Annotated in this window: 15 protein-coding genes; 6 read left to right on the forward strand and 9 right to left on the reverse strand. The window is 68.9% G+C overall.

Annotated elements, in window-relative coordinates:
* Positions 1 to 9: 9 nt before the first annotated feature.
* The 3 genes from ACOQOP_RS08795 to ACOQOP_RS08805 all read right to left on the reverse strand — a co-directional run bounded on the left by ACOQOP_RS08795 (position 10) and on the right by ACOQOP_RS08805 (position 1744).
* Positions 10 to 282, reverse strand: coding sequence for an exodeoxyribonuclease VII small subunit (locus ACOQOP_RS08795; RefSeq protein ID WP_420565950.1), 273 nt, complete (start codon positions 280 to 282; stop codon positions 10 to 12).
* Between the two features lie 94 nt (positions 283 to 376).
* Positions 377 to 1303 carry a histone deacetylase family protein gene (locus ACOQOP_RS08800; RefSeq protein WP_420565951.1) on the reverse strand — a complete coding sequence of 309 codons (927 nt, stop codon included), beginning with the start codon at positions 1301 to 1303 and terminating at the stop codon, positions 377 to 379.
* Positions 1304 to 1315: 12 nt separating this feature from the next.
* A complete protein-coding gene (locus ACOQOP_RS08805; protein ID WP_420565952.1) occupies positions 1316 to 1744 on the reverse strand; it encodes a GNAT family N-acetyltransferase in 429 nt (142 codons plus the stop codon).
* Positions 1745 to 2015: 271 nt separating this feature from the next.
* Here ACOQOP_RS08805 and ACOQOP_RS08810 point away from each other — a divergent pair, with 271 nt between their 5' ends.
* The 6 genes from ACOQOP_RS08810 to ACOQOP_RS08835 all read left to right on the forward strand — a co-directional run bounded on the left by ACOQOP_RS08810 (position 2016) and on the right by ACOQOP_RS08835 (position 9852).
* The gene (locus ACOQOP_RS08810) at positions 2016 to 3137 is read left to right on the forward strand and encodes an efflux RND transporter periplasmic adaptor subunit (RefSeq protein WP_420565953.1); all 1122 of its coding nucleotides are present in this window, start codon (positions 2016 to 2018) and stop codon (positions 3135 to 3137) included.
* A 22-nt stretch (positions 3138 to 3159) separates the two neighbouring features.
* Complete coding sequence (locus ACOQOP_RS08815; RefSeq protein ID WP_420565954.1) at positions 3160 to 6384, forward strand: efflux RND transporter permease subunit; 3225 nt, start codon at positions 3160 to 3162, stop codon at positions 6382 to 6384.
* A gap of 145 nt (positions 6385 to 6529) precedes the next feature.
* Positions 6530 to 7783 carry a pentapeptide repeat-containing protein gene (locus tag ACOQOP_RS08820; protein WP_420565955.1) on the forward strand — a complete coding sequence of 418 codons (1254 nt, stop codon included), beginning with the start codon at positions 6530 to 6532 and terminating at the stop codon, positions 7781 to 7783.
* A gap of 66 nt (positions 7784 to 7849) precedes the next feature.
* Positions 7850 to 8017, forward strand: a complete 168-nt coding sequence (locus ACOQOP_RS08825; RefSeq protein WP_420565956.1) for a hypothetical protein — start codon at positions 7850 to 7852, stop codon at positions 8015 to 8017.
* Positions 8018 to 8197: 180 nt separating this feature from the next.
* On the forward strand, positions 8198 to 8572 hold the full coding sequence (locus ACOQOP_RS08830) for a hypothetical protein (protein WP_420565957.1): 375 nt from the start codon (positions 8198 to 8200) through the stop codon (positions 8570 to 8572).
* A 20-nt stretch (positions 8573 to 8592) separates the two neighbouring features.
* Entirely contained in the window at positions 8593 to 9852 is a 1260-nt protein-coding gene (locus ACOQOP_RS08835; protein ID WP_420565958.1) for a pentapeptide repeat-containing protein, read from the forward strand.
* A gap of 22 nt (positions 9853 to 9874) precedes the next feature.
* On the opposite strand, the gene ACOQOP_RS08840 is transcribed toward ACOQOP_RS08835, so the two are convergent.
* Genes ACOQOP_RS08840 through ACOQOP_RS08865 form a run of 6 tightly spaced genes read right to left on the reverse strand, consistent with a single transcriptional unit; the run spans position 9875 to position 15794 of the window.
* Positions 9875 to 11026: an alanine racemase gene (locus tag ACOQOP_RS08840; RefSeq protein ID WP_420565959.1), complete on the reverse strand. Its 1152-nt coding sequence runs from the start codon at positions 11024 to 11026 to the stop codon at positions 9875 to 9877.
* Positions 11027 to 11049: 23 nt separating this feature from the next.
* Positions 11050 to 11997, reverse strand: a complete 948-nt coding sequence (locus tag ACOQOP_RS08845) for a 2-hydroxyacid dehydrogenase (RefSeq protein ID WP_420565960.1) — start codon at positions 11995 to 11997, stop codon at positions 11050 to 11052.
* Positions 11998 to 12014: 17 nt separating this feature from the next.
* Positions 12015 to 13304: a phosphopyruvate hydratase gene (gene eno, locus ACOQOP_RS08850; RefSeq protein ID WP_420565961.1), complete on the reverse strand. Its 1290-nt coding sequence runs from the start codon at positions 13302 to 13304 to the stop codon at positions 12015 to 12017.
* Between the two features lie 5 nt (positions 13305 to 13309).
* Positions 13310 to 14320: a phosphotransferase family protein gene (locus ACOQOP_RS08855; protein ID WP_420565962.1), complete on the reverse strand. Its 1011-nt coding sequence runs from the start codon at positions 14318 to 14320 to the stop codon at positions 13310 to 13312.
* Positions 14317 to 14808 (reverse strand): GNAT family N-acetyltransferase, encoded by a 492-nt coding sequence (locus ACOQOP_RS08860; RefSeq protein WP_420565963.1) that lies wholly within the window; start codon positions 14806 to 14808, stop codon positions 14317 to 14319. Before ACOQOP_RS08860 ends, ACOQOP_RS08855 begins: the two co-directional genes overlap by 4 nt.
* A complete protein-coding gene (locus ACOQOP_RS08865; protein WP_420565964.1) occupies positions 14805 to 15794 on the reverse strand; it encodes an iron-containing alcohol dehydrogenase in 990 nt (329 codons plus the stop codon). Before ACOQOP_RS08865 ends, ACOQOP_RS08860 begins: the two co-directional genes overlap by 4 nt.
* Positions 15795 to 15813 lie beyond the last annotated feature (19 nt).

The raw sequence follows: 15813 nt of genomic DNA on the forward strand, positions 1-15813 counted from the left end.
AGCTCCCCCTCAGGCGTCGAAATCGGTGGTGCCGGACGGCTGGCCGCTCTCGTCGAGCTTGATCTTCTCGACCTTGAGGCGGGCCTCCTCCAGTTTCTTCTGGCAGTGCTTCTTCAGCGCAGCCCCCCGCTCATAGGCGGCGATCGCATCGTCCAGCGAGCCCCGGCCCTGCTCCAGGGTCTCGACGATCGCTTCGAGCTCGCGCAGGGCATCCTCGAAGCTCATGGCGTCAACCGAAGCTGCTGCGGGAGCTGCGGCGGGGGTGGCTTGTGTATCGGTCACGTCTGTCCTCCGGAAAGCGCCCGGAGTGTATGCAGGGTGCGGATGCGAAACAAGGCCGGCGGCCGGTGTTTCGCATACGACCGGGACGGGCCGCTCAGCCCTTCATGAGCTGCTTCACATGGGCGGCCGTCGAGGTGGCCAGCGCCTGCAGGTCGTAGCCGCCCTCCAGGCAGGAGACCACCTTGCCGCCGCAGACCTTCTTGGCGACCCGCATCAGCTCCTTGGTCGCCCAGACGAAATCCTCGGTCTCCAGCATCAGCGAGGCCAGCGGATCGTCGCGATGGGCGTCGAACCCGGCGGAGATGATCAGCAGCTCCGGCTGGAACGCCTCCAGCGACGGAAGGATGCGGTCGCTCATGGCCTGGCGGAATTCCGGACCGCCGGACATCGGCGCCAGCGGGGCGTTGACGATGTTGCCCTGGCCCCGCTCGGTCGCCGCCCCGGTGCCGGGATAGAGCGGCATCTGGTGGGTCGAGGCGTAGAGCAGGCTGGGCGTGTCCCAGAACGCCGCCTGGGTGCCGTTACCGTGATGGACGTCGAAATCCATCACCGCCACCCGCTTCAGCCCGTGCACCTCCTGGGCGTGCCGGGCGGCGACGGCGACATTGTTGAAGAAGCAGAAGCCCATGGCCCGTTCCGGCTCGGCATGGTGGCCCGGCGGCCGGGTGGCGCAGAAGGCGTTGGCCGCCTCTCCCCCGAGCACCGCGTCGGTCGCCGCCACGGCGGCCCCGGCGCCGCGCAGGGCGGCCTCGCCCGATCCGGGGGACAGGAAGGTGTCGCCGTCGATCGCCGTCATGCCGGTCTCGGGCACCGCGTCCAGGATCGCCGTCACATAGCGCTCGGGATGCACCCGGGCGATCTGCTCGACCGTCGCGCGCGGCGGCTCGCGCCGCTCCAGCTTGGCGAAGCCCGGCTCGTCCAGCGCCTTCCAGATCGCTTTCAGGCGGGCCGGGTGCTCCGGATGCATCCTGCCCGGCTCGTGGTGAACGCAGGCGTCATGGGTATAGAGAAGCGTTGTCATATCCGGAGCCTATCAAGCCGCCCGCGCGCGTACCAGCAGCAGCACGGGGTCTCCGGCGTAGCTGACGGTACCGATTTCCTCGTAGCCCATCGACCGGGCCAGCCGGACCGAGGCCAGGTTCTGCGGATCGATGATGCAATGGGTGCGAGCAACAGGGAGACTCGCATCGATCCAGCCGTGCAGCGCCCGCACCGCCTCGCCGCCATAGCCGCGACCGTGGCACTCGCTCGACAGCACCCAGCCGGTCTCGGCCGAATCCGCGGGCACCTCCAGCCCCTCGCGCCGGAACTGGGCCACGCCCACATCGCCGACGAACCGGCCGCTCTCCCGCTCCTCCACGGCGAAATAGCCGTAGCCGAACAGCGACCAGTGACCGGCATAGCGCAGCAGCCGTGACCAGCTCTCCTGGCGGTTCAACGGCTGGCCGATATAGCGCACCACCTGCGGGTCGGCCCACAGCCGGGCGACGCCGTCGGCATCCCGAGCCGATGCGGGCGCAGGAGCAGACGCTCGGTCTCGATCACAGTCGGATGCGAAGTCATTCTGGAAACTCGCTTTTGCGCGGTTGTCGGCGCGCGGCGCAGGCAGGGCGAACCGGCCCGCGCCGGACGGTTAATAATTGCGGACTCTGCTATATCTCACCCTGTAGACTTGCAAGCCCGTGGCGAGTGCTACCTTTACTCCGTCGATCGACATTGAGGACTTGCAGAAGATGCCCGTTCCTGCCCGTTCCGCCGCCCTCTTCCTCGGGCTTTGGGCCCTCTGCGCGGTGCTTTTCGCCACCGGTCCCGCCCTGGCCCAGGGACGCGCCGCCTCGGTGGCGGTCGATCCGGTCACCCGCGAGCCGCTGATCGCCACGGTCAATGTGCTCGGCCGCTTCGTCGCCCGGCAGTCCGGCGTGCTCGCCGCCCGCGTGGCGGAGCGGGTCGACGAGATGGTGGTGCAGGTCGGCGACCGGGTGAAGCAGGGCGACGTGATCGCCAGGCTGTCGAACGACCGGCTGGCGGCGGAACGCACCCGCTCCGAAGCCCAGGCCAAGGCAGCCGAATCCGACATCATCCAGGAGCGCGCCAACCTGGCGAAGGCGCAGCAGACCCTGGACCGGCTGAACAAGCTGCGCAATTCCAGCGCCCACCGCCCCGACCGGATGGAGGATGCGGAGCGCGACGTGGAGGCCCACCGCGCCGCCCTGCGTGCCGCCGAGGCCGACGCCTCCGTCGCCCGGGCCCAGCTCGAGCTGGCCGAGATCGCCCTGAAGGACGCCGAGATCACAGCACCCTATGACGGCGTGGTCACGGTGAAGCATGTCTCGGCCGGCTCCTATGTCCGGCTCGGCGACCCGGTGGTGACCATGCTCAACCACGTGGCACTGGAGATCGAGGCGGACGTGCCGGCCGACCGCACCGGCGGCCTGGTTCCGGGCACCGTGGTCGAGGGCGCGCTGCAGGACGGCAGCCGCCTGTTCGCCGTGGTCCGCGCGGTGATCCCGGAGGAGAACACCCGGACCCGCACCCGCGCGGTCCGCTTCACCCCGCAGGATGCCGACCAGGTCGGCAATGCGGCGAACCAGGCGATCACCCTGGCGGTGCCCCTGGACCAGAGCCGTCAGGTGCTGACTGTGGCCAAGGACGCGGTCACCGTGCAGCGCGGCGAGAACATCGTCTTCGTCGTGCTGGACGGCAAGGCGGTCCCCCGCTCGGTGCGGCTGGGCGAGAGCGTCGGCAACCGCTTTGAGGTGCTGAGCGGCCTGGAGGACGGCGAGCTGGCCGTGATCCGCGGCAACGAGGTGCTGCGTCCGGGCCAGCCGGTCGCGGTCGGCGAAGGCCAGGGCTGAGCCGCGGGCGGGGGAGCGAGCCATGAACATCATCCGCGCCTCGATCGAGCGGCCGATCGCCATCATCTCCGCCGTGCTGATGGTGGTGATGTTCGGCGTCGTCGCCCTGCTCAACATCCCGATCCAGCTCGCCCCGGACGTGAACCAGCCGGTCATCACCGTGGAGACCGAATGGTTCGGCGCCGCCCCGGCCGAGGTCGAGCGCGAGGTCGTCAACCGCCAGGAGGACGAACTGCGCGGCCTGGAAGGGCTGGAGGAGATGATCGGCACGGCCGAGACCGGCCGGGGTCGCGTGGAGCTGGAGTTCCAGGTCGGCACCGACATGGACCGCGCCCTGCTGCTGGTGGCCAACCGTCTCGACCGGGTCGGCGACTATCCGGCCGAGGTCGACCAGCCGACGCTGAGCACCGCCGGGGCCGAGGACAATCCTATCGCCTGGCTGACCCTGCGTCGGGTGGCAGGCAACGACCGGCCGATCCACACCTTCGGCGATTTCGCCGAGGACGTGATCAAGACCAAGATCGAGCGGGTGCCGGGCGTCAGCCGCGTCGACGTCTATGGCGGCTCCGAGCGCGAGATGCAGGTCATCGTCGATCCGGAGCGGCTGGCCCATAACCGCATCACCATCAGCCAGGTGGTCCAGGGCCTGCGCGCCGCCAACGCGTCGATCTCCGCCGGCGCGGTGGAAGAGGGCAAGCGCCGCTACACCGTGCGCACCGAGGGCGATTTCGAGAGCATCCAGTCGGTGCGCGACGTCGTGCTGCGCTCCACCGTGGACCCGGTGACCGGGCGGGTCGCGCGGCTGACCGTGGCCGATATCGGCACCGTCGTCTTCGACTACAAGGAACCGGTCTCCCGCATCCGTTATTTTGGGGAGCCCGGCATGGCGATGCCGGTGCGCCGCGAGACCGGGGCCAACGTGATCGAGACCATGGCCGGCGTCGACGCCGCCCTGGAGGAGCTGTCGGCCTTCGACCTGCCGGCCGAGGGGCTCTACATCAACAAGGTCTACGACGAGACCACCTACATCAATTCGGCCATCAACCTGGTGCAGCAGAACATCTGGGTCGGCGGGTTGCTGGCGGCGGTCGTGCTGATGACCTTCCTGCGCTCCGGGTCGGCCACGCTGGTGGTGTCCCTGGCGATCCCGGTCTCCGTGATCGGCTCCTTCGTCGCCATGGCGGCGCTCGGAAGATCGATCAACGTGATCTCGCTTGCCGGCCTCGCCTTCGCCGTCGGCATGGTGGTCGACGCCGCCATCGTCGTGCTGGAGAACATCTTCCGCCTGCGCCAGAACGGCCGCAGCGCCAAGGACGCGGCGTATCTCGGCGCCTCCCAGGTGTGGGGCGCGGTGCTGGTCTCCGCCCTCACCACGGTGATGGTGTTCATCCCGATCCTGGTCATGCAGCTCGAGGTCGGCCAGCTGTTCCGCGACATTGCGGTGGCGATCTCGGTCTCGGTGCTACTGTCCCTGCTGGTGTCGGTCACGGTGGTGCCCGCCCTGGCCAGCCGCCTTCTCGGCCCCGGCGTGGAGAAGGCCCAGGAGCGGCGGGTGCCCGGCATCGACCATTTCGCCCGCGGCTTCCACCGCAGCGTTATGGGCATCACCCGCAGCGCGGTGCGGTCGCGCGGCTTCGCCGCCACCATGATCATCGCCCTGACGGTCGTCTGCTCGGTCTCGACCTACATCTTCCTGCCGAAGCTCGACTACCTGCCGAACGGCAACCGCAACCTGGTGATCGGCCGGCTCTCGCCGCCGCCGGGCTATAACCTGGACACCCAGACCGCCATCGCCGGCCAGCTCGAGAACGCGACCCGGCCGATCTGGGACGAGAGCGGCGAGCGGCTGCAGACCGAGGACGGCACCCCGACCCTGTCGCGCTTCTTCTTCGTCGCCTTCCGCGCCAATACCATCATCGGTGCCGCCGCGGCCGACGACTCCCGGGTGGCCGACCTGATCCCGGTGCTCAGCGCGCCGGTCAGCTCGGTGCCGGGCACCCGATCCTTCTTCTTCCAGACCTCCCTGTTCGGCCGTGGCGTCGGCGGATCGGGCGCGGTCGACCTGGACATCTCCGGTGGAGACATGAACCAGATCGTCGAGGTCGCCCAGCGCATCGACCGGGCGATCAACGATGTCCTGCCGCGCAGCGAGGGGACCCAGATCCGCCCCCTGCCCAGCCTCACGCTGGGCGCGCCGGAGGTCCGGCTGCTCCCGGACCGGGTGAATCTGGCGGATAACGGCATCTCCGCCCAGGAACTCGGACAGACGGTGGATGCCTTCAATGACGGGCTGCGGGTGGCCGAGATCACCGTCGACGGCGAGCGGGTCGACCTGACCCTGCGCGGTCCGGTGAAGAACGTGACCCAGACGCAGGGGATCGAGGCCCTGCCCGTGGTCACCGAACAGGGCATGATCCTGCCCGCCAGTTCCCTGGCGACCGTCACGGTCACCACCGGCCCGACCGAGATCCGCCACCGCGAGCGCCTGCGCACCATCACCCTGGTGGTGCAGCCCCCCGCCTCCATCGCGCTCGAGGAGAGCATGGAGATCCTGCGCGACCAGGTGATCGCCAAGGTCGTGGCCGAAGGCGTTCCGGCCGGCGTCACCATGCGGCTGTCCGGCACCGCCAGCAAGCTGCAGGAAACCTGGGCCGAGATGCAGATCGACCTGGTCCTGGCCCTGGTCATCGTCTACCTGGTCATGGCGATCCTGTTCGAGAGCTTCCTGTATCCGATCATCATCGTCTTCGCCGTGCCGCTCGCCACCGCCGGCGGCATGCTGGGCCTTGGGGTCTTGAACTTCTTCACCCCGCAGAAGCTCGACATGCTGACCCTGCTCGGCTTCGTCATTCTGATCGGCATCGTGGTGAACAACGCGATCCTGCTGGTGCACCAGACGCTGCATCACCTGCGCGACGAGGGCATGGCGCCGGGTGCGGCGATCCTGGAGGCGACCAGCAACCGTATCCGGCCGATCTTCATGTCCACCCTGACCAGCGTGCTGGGCATGCTGCCGCTGGTCGTGTTCCCCGGCGCCGGCTCCGAGCTGTATCGCGGCCTCGGCTCCGTCGTGGTCGGCGGTCTCGCCCTGTCGGCCGTGCTGACACTGGGCCTCATCCCGCCGATGCTGTCGCTGTTCATGGCGGCGATCGAGGGCCGCGAGGCGAAGCATCCGGCCCCAGCCTCCCCGGCGGCTTCGGCACCACCGTCCGGCGGCCCGGATCCCAAGGGCGCGCCGGCGGAATAGCCATCGCCGGCAGGGCTTAGCGGCAGGCCGCGGCGGCAGTCCCGCCGAGCACGCTTCTTACCGGGACAAACGATGTGTTAACGTTTCCCCTGCACGGTGGGGGAGACATTCGCGCAATGAGACCGCAAGGGATTGGGGCATCCCGATGACGCCGCAACAATTCGTCATGATCCTGCAGGAGCATGAATCCTGGCTGACCAAGGGTCGGGGCGGGGTGCGGGCCAATCTTGCCCGACAGAACCTGACCGGCTTCTCGCTGGAAGGCGCGCGGCTGCGTGGCGCCAAGATGTCTGGCTGCGACCTGACCCGCGCCATCCTGCAGCGTACCGACCTGTCGGAGGCGGACCTTTTCTGCGCGATCCTGGACGGGGTGGACGCCAAGAGCTGCAACCTGGAGAACGCCGACCTGCGCGGCGCCAATATCCGCAACGTCAACCTGACCGGGGCGAACCTGCGTGGCGCCGATTTCCGCGGCGGAACCCTGATGTTCGGCAGCGACGACGAGGACGGCGAGCGCGAGAGCCCGACCAAGAACGAGCGCGGCGCCAACCTGTCGAACTCGGCCATGGCCAATGCCAACCTGGCCGGCGCGACCCTGAGCGGCGCGAATCTGTCCGGGGTCAATCTGCGCAACGCCAACCTGGAGGGTGCCGACATGAAGGGCTGCATCCTCAGCGACACCGACTTCACCGGCGCCAACCTGCAGGACGTGCAGCTCCAGGGTGCCGTGATCAACAACACGGTGTTCAAGCACGCCAACCTGTCCGGCGCGAATATCGACGGCTGCGACATGGCGACCGCCAACCTGACGGGCGCCAACATGGTGCGCAGCGAGGATACCCTGCCCTCCGACATCCGCGACATGCTGAACAATCACTATGTCTGGATCCGCGAGGACGGACGGCTCGGCGACCGGGCGGTGCTGGTCGGCACCGATCTCAGCCATATCGACCTGTCCGGGGTGAACCTGTCGGGTGCGGACCTGCACACCTCCACCCTGAGCGGCGCCAATCTCTCAGAGACCCTGCTGGTGATGTCCGACCTCGCCAAATGCAACCTGGAAGGGGCGGACCTGACCAAGGCGGTCCTGGAGGGGGTGAACCTCTCCAACGCCAGCCTGGTCGGCGCCAATTTGCAGAAGGCGAACATCTCGCCGGTCAACCTGAAGGACAGCAAGGGACGGCCGACCGGTCGCCTCTGGCCGGCCAATCTGTCGGGCGCCAAACTCAACGGCGCGGACCTGCGGGGCGCCGACCTGCGCGGAGCGAATCTCTCCCATTGCGACCTCACCGGTGCCCAGCTCAAGGGGGCGAATCTGGCCGGTGCGAACCTGACCGACACGGTGGTCGATCCCGCGCAGTTGGAAACCGCGCTGAACAATGAAGCGGCCGCCGTCTGATCCGGTTCCAGTTGTCGTGAGGCGCTTTACACACTATCCTTGGGGTCTACAGATAGGAGGCACATCATGCGCACCCTCATCGTTACCCTTGGATTGACTTTTGGCCTGTCCATGTTTGGCGTTTCCGACGCTTCGGCGTGCGGCTGGTCATCCAAGACCGCATCGGACAAGTCGACCAGCCAGACGGTCATGGCGCCGCAGACGCCCACGACCACGCCTTCTTCGGACGGTTGATCGATAGCCCATACGGCGGGCAGAGTTCACGACTTTGCCGGCGCCCCCAAATGTTGCGGGCTCCAGTTTCCGCACCGGCGCGACGTTTGGTCGAGAGATTGAACGTCGCGTCGAGCTTTTAACGCTTCGTCTTGGTCGGTCCATCGACGTCCAAACACCAGATCGGATTGACCTTCAACAATGAAGACCACTGTGGCCGAGCCTAACGCATCGTTTCTTCACACGGTCAGCAACCAACTTCTGGAACTGATCAGCCGTGTCGAAGACGACGTGGAACGCTATGCCGACTCGCGGGTCGGTCCGACCGGCGGCGGGTTCGTGATCTACTACCTGACTGACGAGAACGGCGAGCCGCTCAAAGACGTCACGGCGGCGGATCTCGGAACCAGCCTCGCAGACATCGTCGAGACCAGAGGATTTCAACAGTTGCAGGAACACTGCGAGATGCGGGACCTGAAGGTCCGCATAGACGAGCATTTCTATGCCACCGATCCGCGGCCGACGAAGATCTACCGCGTGATCATCGACGGCTGGAAAGCAGGGTCGCCCTCATGACCCCCGAACAGATACTCAAGATGATCGAGAGTCACGAACGGTGGCTCCAGCGCAAGTCGGGCGGTCAGCGGGCGGATCTGTCCGGCTGCAACCTCTCCGAATTCAATCTGACCGCCGCCATGCTGCAGTCGGCGAAGCTGTCCGGCGCCTATATGGCGCGCACCATCCTGGTGGGGGCGGACCTGTCCTACGCGGACATGTTCTGCGCCAACCTGGACGGTGCCGACCTGGCCAAGTCCATGCTGATGCGCGCGGACCTGCGCGGCGCCTTCATGCGCGGCGCCAACCTCGCCGGCGCGAACCTGAAGGAAGCCGATCTGCGCGGCGGCGCGCTGATCAGCGGCAACCCGGCCGCCCCCGCCACCATCATCCGCGCCAATATCGGCCAGTCGGAGTTGGACGAGGCGGAGCTGAACGGGGCCAACCTGTCGGGCACCGACCTGTCCCACTCCTCCATGGTCGGCGCGACCCTGGAGAAGACGCTGCTGTGCGGCGCCAACCTGTCCGGCGTGAACCTGGAGAACGCCAACCTGCAGGGGGCCGACCTGTCCGGCGCCAACCTGTCGGATGCCAAGATCGTCGGCGCCAATCTGGCCGGCGCCAACCTGTCCGGCGCGCTGATCCACCGCACCATGTTGCGCAATTCCGACCTGCACGGCGCGATCCTGGAGAATGTCGACCTGTCCTCCGCCGATCTCGCCGGCGCCAACCTGGTGAATTCCGACGGCCGGGGCCTGTCCCGCTCCATGCGCGATATCCTGCGCGACCACGCCGTGTGGATCCGCGAGCAGGGCCGTGGCGGCTCGCGCGCGCAGCTCGCCAAGACCGACCTTCAGGGCATCGACATCTCCGACGTGAACCTGTCCGGCGCCGACCTGCGCGAGGCGCAGATGGCCGGCTCCACCATGCGACGGACCAGTCTGGTGATGTCGGATCTGTCCGGTGTCGACCTGACCGGCGCCGACCTGCGCGATGCGGAGCTGGCGGGAATCAACCTGGCCGGCGCCAACCTGACCGGTACGCGGGCGGCCGGCGCGAACTTCTCCGAGGTCGAGCTGAAATCCGCCGACGGGACGCCGACCGGGCGGATGTGGGTGTCCAATCTGTCCGGCGCCGTCTTCGTCGATGCCGATCTGACCGGGTCGAAGCTGACCGGCGCCAACCTGCGCGGGGCGAACTTCCAGGGGGCCCGCATGAGCCGGGCCCATCTGCGCGGCGCCGAGCTGGACGGGGCGAACCTGAGCGAAGAACAGCTCGCCGAGCTCGCCTCCAAGCCCTGATCTGATAACCGCGGCAGGTGTCCTACCAGCCGTTCACTCGCTCCCAGAACGCCACAACCGGCTGGTTCGGCCCCTTGCCGAGCCCGTCGACGACAGCGTAGCGATCGTACATCGCCGCTGTCATGCAGACATGGTTCGGCAATACATGGACCCGGCTGCCGATCGGCAGCACCGCCGGGTCCGCGCCGGTCCCGCCAATGCGGCCGTGTTCCTGATGCACAGCCTCCACCGTCAGCCCCGGCAGCGGCCGGCCGAACGCGTCGGTCAGCAGCCCGAAATCGCAGTCCCGCGGCTGCGCCTGGGTCGAGCGGTCCTTGGACAGGGCCAGCGCGCCGGCGTCGATGATCGCCGTGCCCTGCTCCGGCCGCAGGTTGGTGATGCTGGCCATCACGGTGACGGCGATGTCCTCCAGCCCGCAACAGCCCACGCCGGACTGGAACAGGTCCATGAACATGTAGACGCCCGGCCGCATCTCGGTGACACCGTCCAGCGACTTCGCGAACAGCGCGCCGGGGGTTGAGCCGACGCTGACCACCGGGCAGGCATGGCCCGCCTGGCGCAGCCGTTCGGCCGCCAGCACCGCGCCGGCCCGCTCCTGCTCGGCGACCTCCGCCACCTCCTCCTCGCCCTGACAGCGATAGGTGTGGCCGCCATGGGCGAGAATGCCGCGCAGTTCCTGGCCGCCCTCGGTCAGGATCTTGGCGATCTCCAGCAGCTCGGGCGCATGGGCGTCGATGCCGGCGCGGTGCTCACCGACATCGACCTCGATCATCACGGCGAAGGTGACGCCCCGCGCCTTGCCGGCGGCGACGATCTCGCCGGCGATGACCGCGTTGTCGGTGATGACCGAGAGGTCGATGCCGCGCGCCAGCAGCTCCGCCGCCTGGCCCAGCCGCGACGGCGAGATGCCGACCGCAAGCGTGATGTCGGTGAAGCCGTTCTCGGCGAAATACTGGGCCTCGCGCATGGTCGATACCGTGATCGGCCCAACCTCGCCGCCCAGGGCCAGCCGCGCCACCTCGGCGGATTTCGCCGTCTTGCAATGCGGCCGCAGGCGCACGCCCAGGGTCTCGGCCCGCTGGCGCATGCGGGCCAGGTTGCGGTCCATCTTGCTGCGGTCCAGCACCAGACAGGGGGTCGGCAGGTCGCCGAGGCTCGGCGCGATTTCGTTCACGGTGGTCTCCTCGCTTGGATCGTTCAGGCGACCCGGTGCAGCAGGGCGCGCCCGTCACGCAGGCGGCTGATGTTCTCGCTCACCACCGCCAGGCTGCGCTCCAGCGTACCCAGGGTGAAGAACGCCACATGAGGGGCCAGCACCACATTGTCCAGCTTGAACAGCGGATTGTTGGCCGGTGACGGTTCCTCGGCGAAGACGTCGAGCCCGGCGCCCATGATCCGCCCGGCTGCCAGCGCGGCGGCCAGCGCCTCCTCGTCGACCAGCGGGCCGCGGGCGGTGTTCACCAGGATCGCCCCTGGCTTCATCTGCGCGATGGCCGCGCGGTTCAGCCAGTGCCGGGTCTCGTCCACCAGCGGGATGTGCAGCGAGACGATGTCGGACTGCGCCAGCAGGGTCGCCTTGTCGACCCAGGCAGGGGTCGCCGGGTCGGGCGTGCCGCGCTTGGTAAAGATGACCTTCGCCCCCATCGCCTGCAGCACCGGCGTCAGAAGCTGCGGCACCGACCCGTTGCCGACCAGGCCGACCGTCTTGCCGGCGATCTCCCCCAGGGTGTCCTGCATCGCCGGCGGCCAGCCCCAGCCGTCGCCCCGCGCCGTGCGGGCATGGAACACCGGCAGGCGGCGCAGGCAGGCCAGCATCAGCAGCAGGGTCATCTCCGACACCGCCTGGCTGTTGGTGCCCGGCATGTTGCACACCGCGATGCCCCGCGCCTTGGCCGCCTCAAGATCGATGGTGTTCACCCCGACGCCGATCTTCTGCACCAGCTTGAGCTTTGGTGCGGCGGCCATGTGCTCTTCCTTCACCGGCTCCAGGTTGTGCAGCAGCACGTCGGTGTCTGCCATCTGCTCCAGAAAGCCCTCGTGGTCCCGCTCCGAACAGATCGCGACCCGCAGCCCCTCCTCCTTCGCCATCCGGTTCAGCCGGTCGCGCAGCCAGGGGCCGACATCGTAGTGATACAGAACCTTCATGCCGCCGTTTGTCCTCGCTACCTGCGTCCCCAGGGATAGGCCGACCGCGCCGGCAGGGCGGTTCCGGTCGGCACCTGTTCGGCCAGCCGCAGCCCCTCGTTCCATTTCGCCATGCGTTCCGACCGGGTGAAAGACCCAACCTTGAGCTGGGGAATGCCCCAACCCACCCCCAGATGGACGATGGTGACGTCCTCGGTCTCGCCGGACCGGGCCGAGACGATGGCGCCCCAGCCCTTGGCCCGGGCGGTTTCCAGCGCCTCGTGGGTCTCGGTCAAAGTGCCGATCTGGTTCGGCTTGATCAGCGCGGTGTTGCCGGCGCCCAACGCCGCGCACTGGGCGATGCGCGGGGCGTTGGTGGTCACCAGGTCGTCGCCGACGATCTGCACGCCCGCCGGCGCCGCCGCGGTGAAGCGGGCGAAGGCCTGCTCGTCGTCCTCGCCCAGCGGGTCTTCGATGGAGACGACAGGGTATTTGGCGAGCCAGCCGAGCAGCATCTCGCTCAGCCCGTCGCTGTCGATCTCCCGGCCGTCGCGGGCAAGCGTGTAGCGTCCACCTTTGCCGAAATCGGAGGCGGCGATGTCGAGCGCGATGGCGACCTCGTCACCGGGTGCGTGGCCGGACGCCTCGATGGCGCGCAGCAGACAGTCCAGCGCCTCCTCGTTGCTGTCGAAGGCCGGCCAGAATCCGCCCTCATCAGCCACGCCCTGCAGCTTGCCGGCATCGGCCAGGATCTTGCCCGCCGCCCGGTAGACATCGGCGGTCCAGTCCAGCGATGTGGGATAGTCCGGCGCGCCCACGGCGATCACCATGAAGTCCTGCACGTCGACCCGGCGCGCCGCATGGGCGCCGCCGCCGAGGATCTGGATCTCCGGCAACGGCAGCGGACCGGGCTCGCCGTCGCCCGCCAGATGCCGCCACAGCGGCAGGCCGGCCGAGGCGGCGGCCGTATGGGCCAGCGCCATGGAGGTGGCGATGATCGCATTGCCGCCGAGCCGCGACTTGTCGCCGGTGCCGTCCAGCTCGACCAGGCCGCGATCGATGCCGGCCTGATCGTCCACGGGGCGGCCCTTCAGCGCCTTGGCGATCTCACCGTTGACCGAGTCCACCGCACCGCGCACGTCGAGACCGCCGAAGGCCGACCCGCCGTCACGCCGGTCCAGCGCCTCGCCGGAACCGGTGGAGGCCCCCGCCGGCGCGATCGCCCGGCCCATGGCGCCGGAGACGGTGCGGATCTCCACTTCAACGGTCGGCCGTCCCCGGCTGTCCCAGACCCGGCGGCCGATCACCGCGTCGATCGTATCGCTCATTTCCCTCAGCCTTCCGCGCTCACCCGTTTCGCCCAATCGGCCCGTAACGCGTCGAGCGTCGCCGGCGGCGTCTTCAGCCAGCCGATCGCCGTCTCGCGCACCAGCGCCTTGTCCGTCTCTTCCGTCAGGTATTCCACCGGCGACTTGCCGTCGACCCGGGCCAGGAAAAGCCCCGGCAACAGGCTCGCCACCCGCGTCTCCAGGGCTGCCGCATCCTCCCAGTCGACCTGGGCGAAATAGGCGGCGATCATCCGCTCGAAGCAGCGCAAAAAGCCGGCCGCCTTTCCGGGCACCCAGAGGCATTTCAGCAGCAGATGGTTCAGGCAGAAGGCCAGGTCGAAAGCCGGATCGCCCCACCAGGCGCATTCGGCGTCCAGGAAGAGCGGGCCGGCCGGACCGACCTGGATGTTCTTCGGACTGACATCGCCATGCACCAGACAGCGCTTCGTCGCGGCCGTGCGGGCGACCAGCGCGGTAAGTTCCGCCGCCACCTCGGGCCGGGTCCGGCCGGCCGCCTCCAGATAGGGCTCCAGCCGGATGGCGTGGAAGATGCTGTCCGTGGGAAACCGCTCGGCCAGTTCGGGACGGGCGGCGGTGGCGGCATGAATCCGGCCGAGGCGGTCGCCGACCGCGTGGGCCACCGCCGGATCGGCGATACCGGCGGCCAGGTCCGCCTTCCACAGCCGGTGGTTCGACGGGTCGAGCCAGGCCATGGCGAACAACCCGGCCTGCGGGTCGTGACCAAGGATCTCCGGCACGGCTTCCGGCACCGCCTCGGACACGGCTTCGAACCAAGCGACCTCGTATTCGTTGCGGATCACGGGGGCGCGCCAGTCGGCCGCGACCTTCAGCTTGGCGAGCGCCCGCTTCACGCAGAACGGCCCGCGCGCCGCCTCCACCCGCCAGATGTCGGAGGCAACCCCGCCGGTCAGCGGGATCATCGCCGGCTGTTCGTCGGCGCCGATCAGGCCGAGACCGCGGAGCGAGGCGACGACTTCGGGCGGCGCTTCGCTCACGCTGCCAGGTCCCGCGCCATGAGCTGCACCTGCTTGCCGCCGGCCTCCTGGGTCCCGACGGGCAGGAAGCCGAGCCGCTCGTGAAAGCGGATCGAGCCGGGGTTCGGCGGGTCCAGGTTCACCTCGCAAGCCAGCCGCGGCACGCCGAGCCGGCGGCCGGCTTCGGCAAAGTCCTCATAGAGGATCGCCCCAAGGCCCCGACCCCGCTGGGTCTCGGAGACCACGACCCGGTCGACATAGAGAAAGCTGTCATAGGTCCGCTCGAACCAGCGGTAGTTCACGCTGTCATAGGCGCGCCCCGGCCGCAGGGCGATCAGCACCGCCTGCGGATCCCCAAGTGGACCGATTACCCGGAACAGGTCGGCCTGGCCGGCGAAATCGGCGAAGTCGGCCACCGTCAGGGCGTTCACCGCCGGTACGGCGGCATTGTTCAGGACGACCAGCGCCTCGTAGTCGCCGGGCTCGGCATCGCGGATAGTCTCAGTCATTTCGTTCGACGGCCGCGCGCCGCCCCTCCCCGTCCGCCACGGCGTCTGCGCGCCGGTATGTCTCGTCCCAGCATCACCAGCACGGGCGAAATGTCCACCGGTAGAGTGGCCGGGTCGAGATGGGCGAGCCCGTCCAGCGGCAGGCCGTCCAGCGCCGCGCGTCCGCCTCCCTCCGGATCCAGAGTGTCTGAGAGGAATGAGAGGATGCCCTGGGGACCGCCGAGGGCCTGCAGGATCGCCGCCAGCGTGGGTTCGGGCGGCAGCTCCGCCGCCACCTCGCCCAGGGCGGCGAAGACCCGCGCCGGGCCGAGGGATCGCTCCAGCAGCGCCGCCACATCCAGCGCGATGTGCGGCAGCGTCTCCGCCGGCGCATCGATCAGCCGCTGGGACAGCACACCGTCTCCCGCGTCGAGGGCAAGGGCCGCGGCGACGGCCCGCGCCGCGTCCCGTCCGGCTTCCGGGCACCAGGCCGCCGCACCCGGCCGCAGCAGCGCGTCGCGCACCTGAAACGGGCAGCCGCGGTCGTCGATCAGGATCCGCGCTCCCCCAAGGGCAACCACCCCAGACAGATCCGTCGCCACCGCCAGACACGGACCGACGCCCCGGGGATCGACCCGGTCCGGCGCGGCGGCCAGATCCGGCAGCGGCTGGTGCTGTCCGGCCATGAAGCCGGTCAGCGTGCCCAGTTCCACCGCCGCTCCGCCGCCGAGGGCGGCCACGGCCTCGCATTGATCGAAATGATAGGCCGCGACCGCCTCCGCCACGGAGGCGACGGACGCGCCCCCCGGATGCTCGAAGGGAAAGACGGCCAGGCCGGCATCTTCCAGCGCGGGAACAAGGTCGTCGGCGCGGGAGCCGGACTCGTATACAAGCAGCAGACGCCGATAGCCGCGCGGCAGGGCCCAGCTGCGGATCGCCTGCGCCGCGGACAGGCCGGTGCGCAGGGCAACTACGCCGCCCCAGATGACCCCGGTCTCCGCCGCCATCCGACACCCCGATCTGGCT

Source organism: Thalassobaculum sp. (assembly GCF_965223715.1).
In the GTDB taxonomy this organism is placed as follows: domain Bacteria; phylum Pseudomonadota; class Alphaproteobacteria; order Thalassobaculales; family Thalassobaculaceae; genus Thalassobaculum.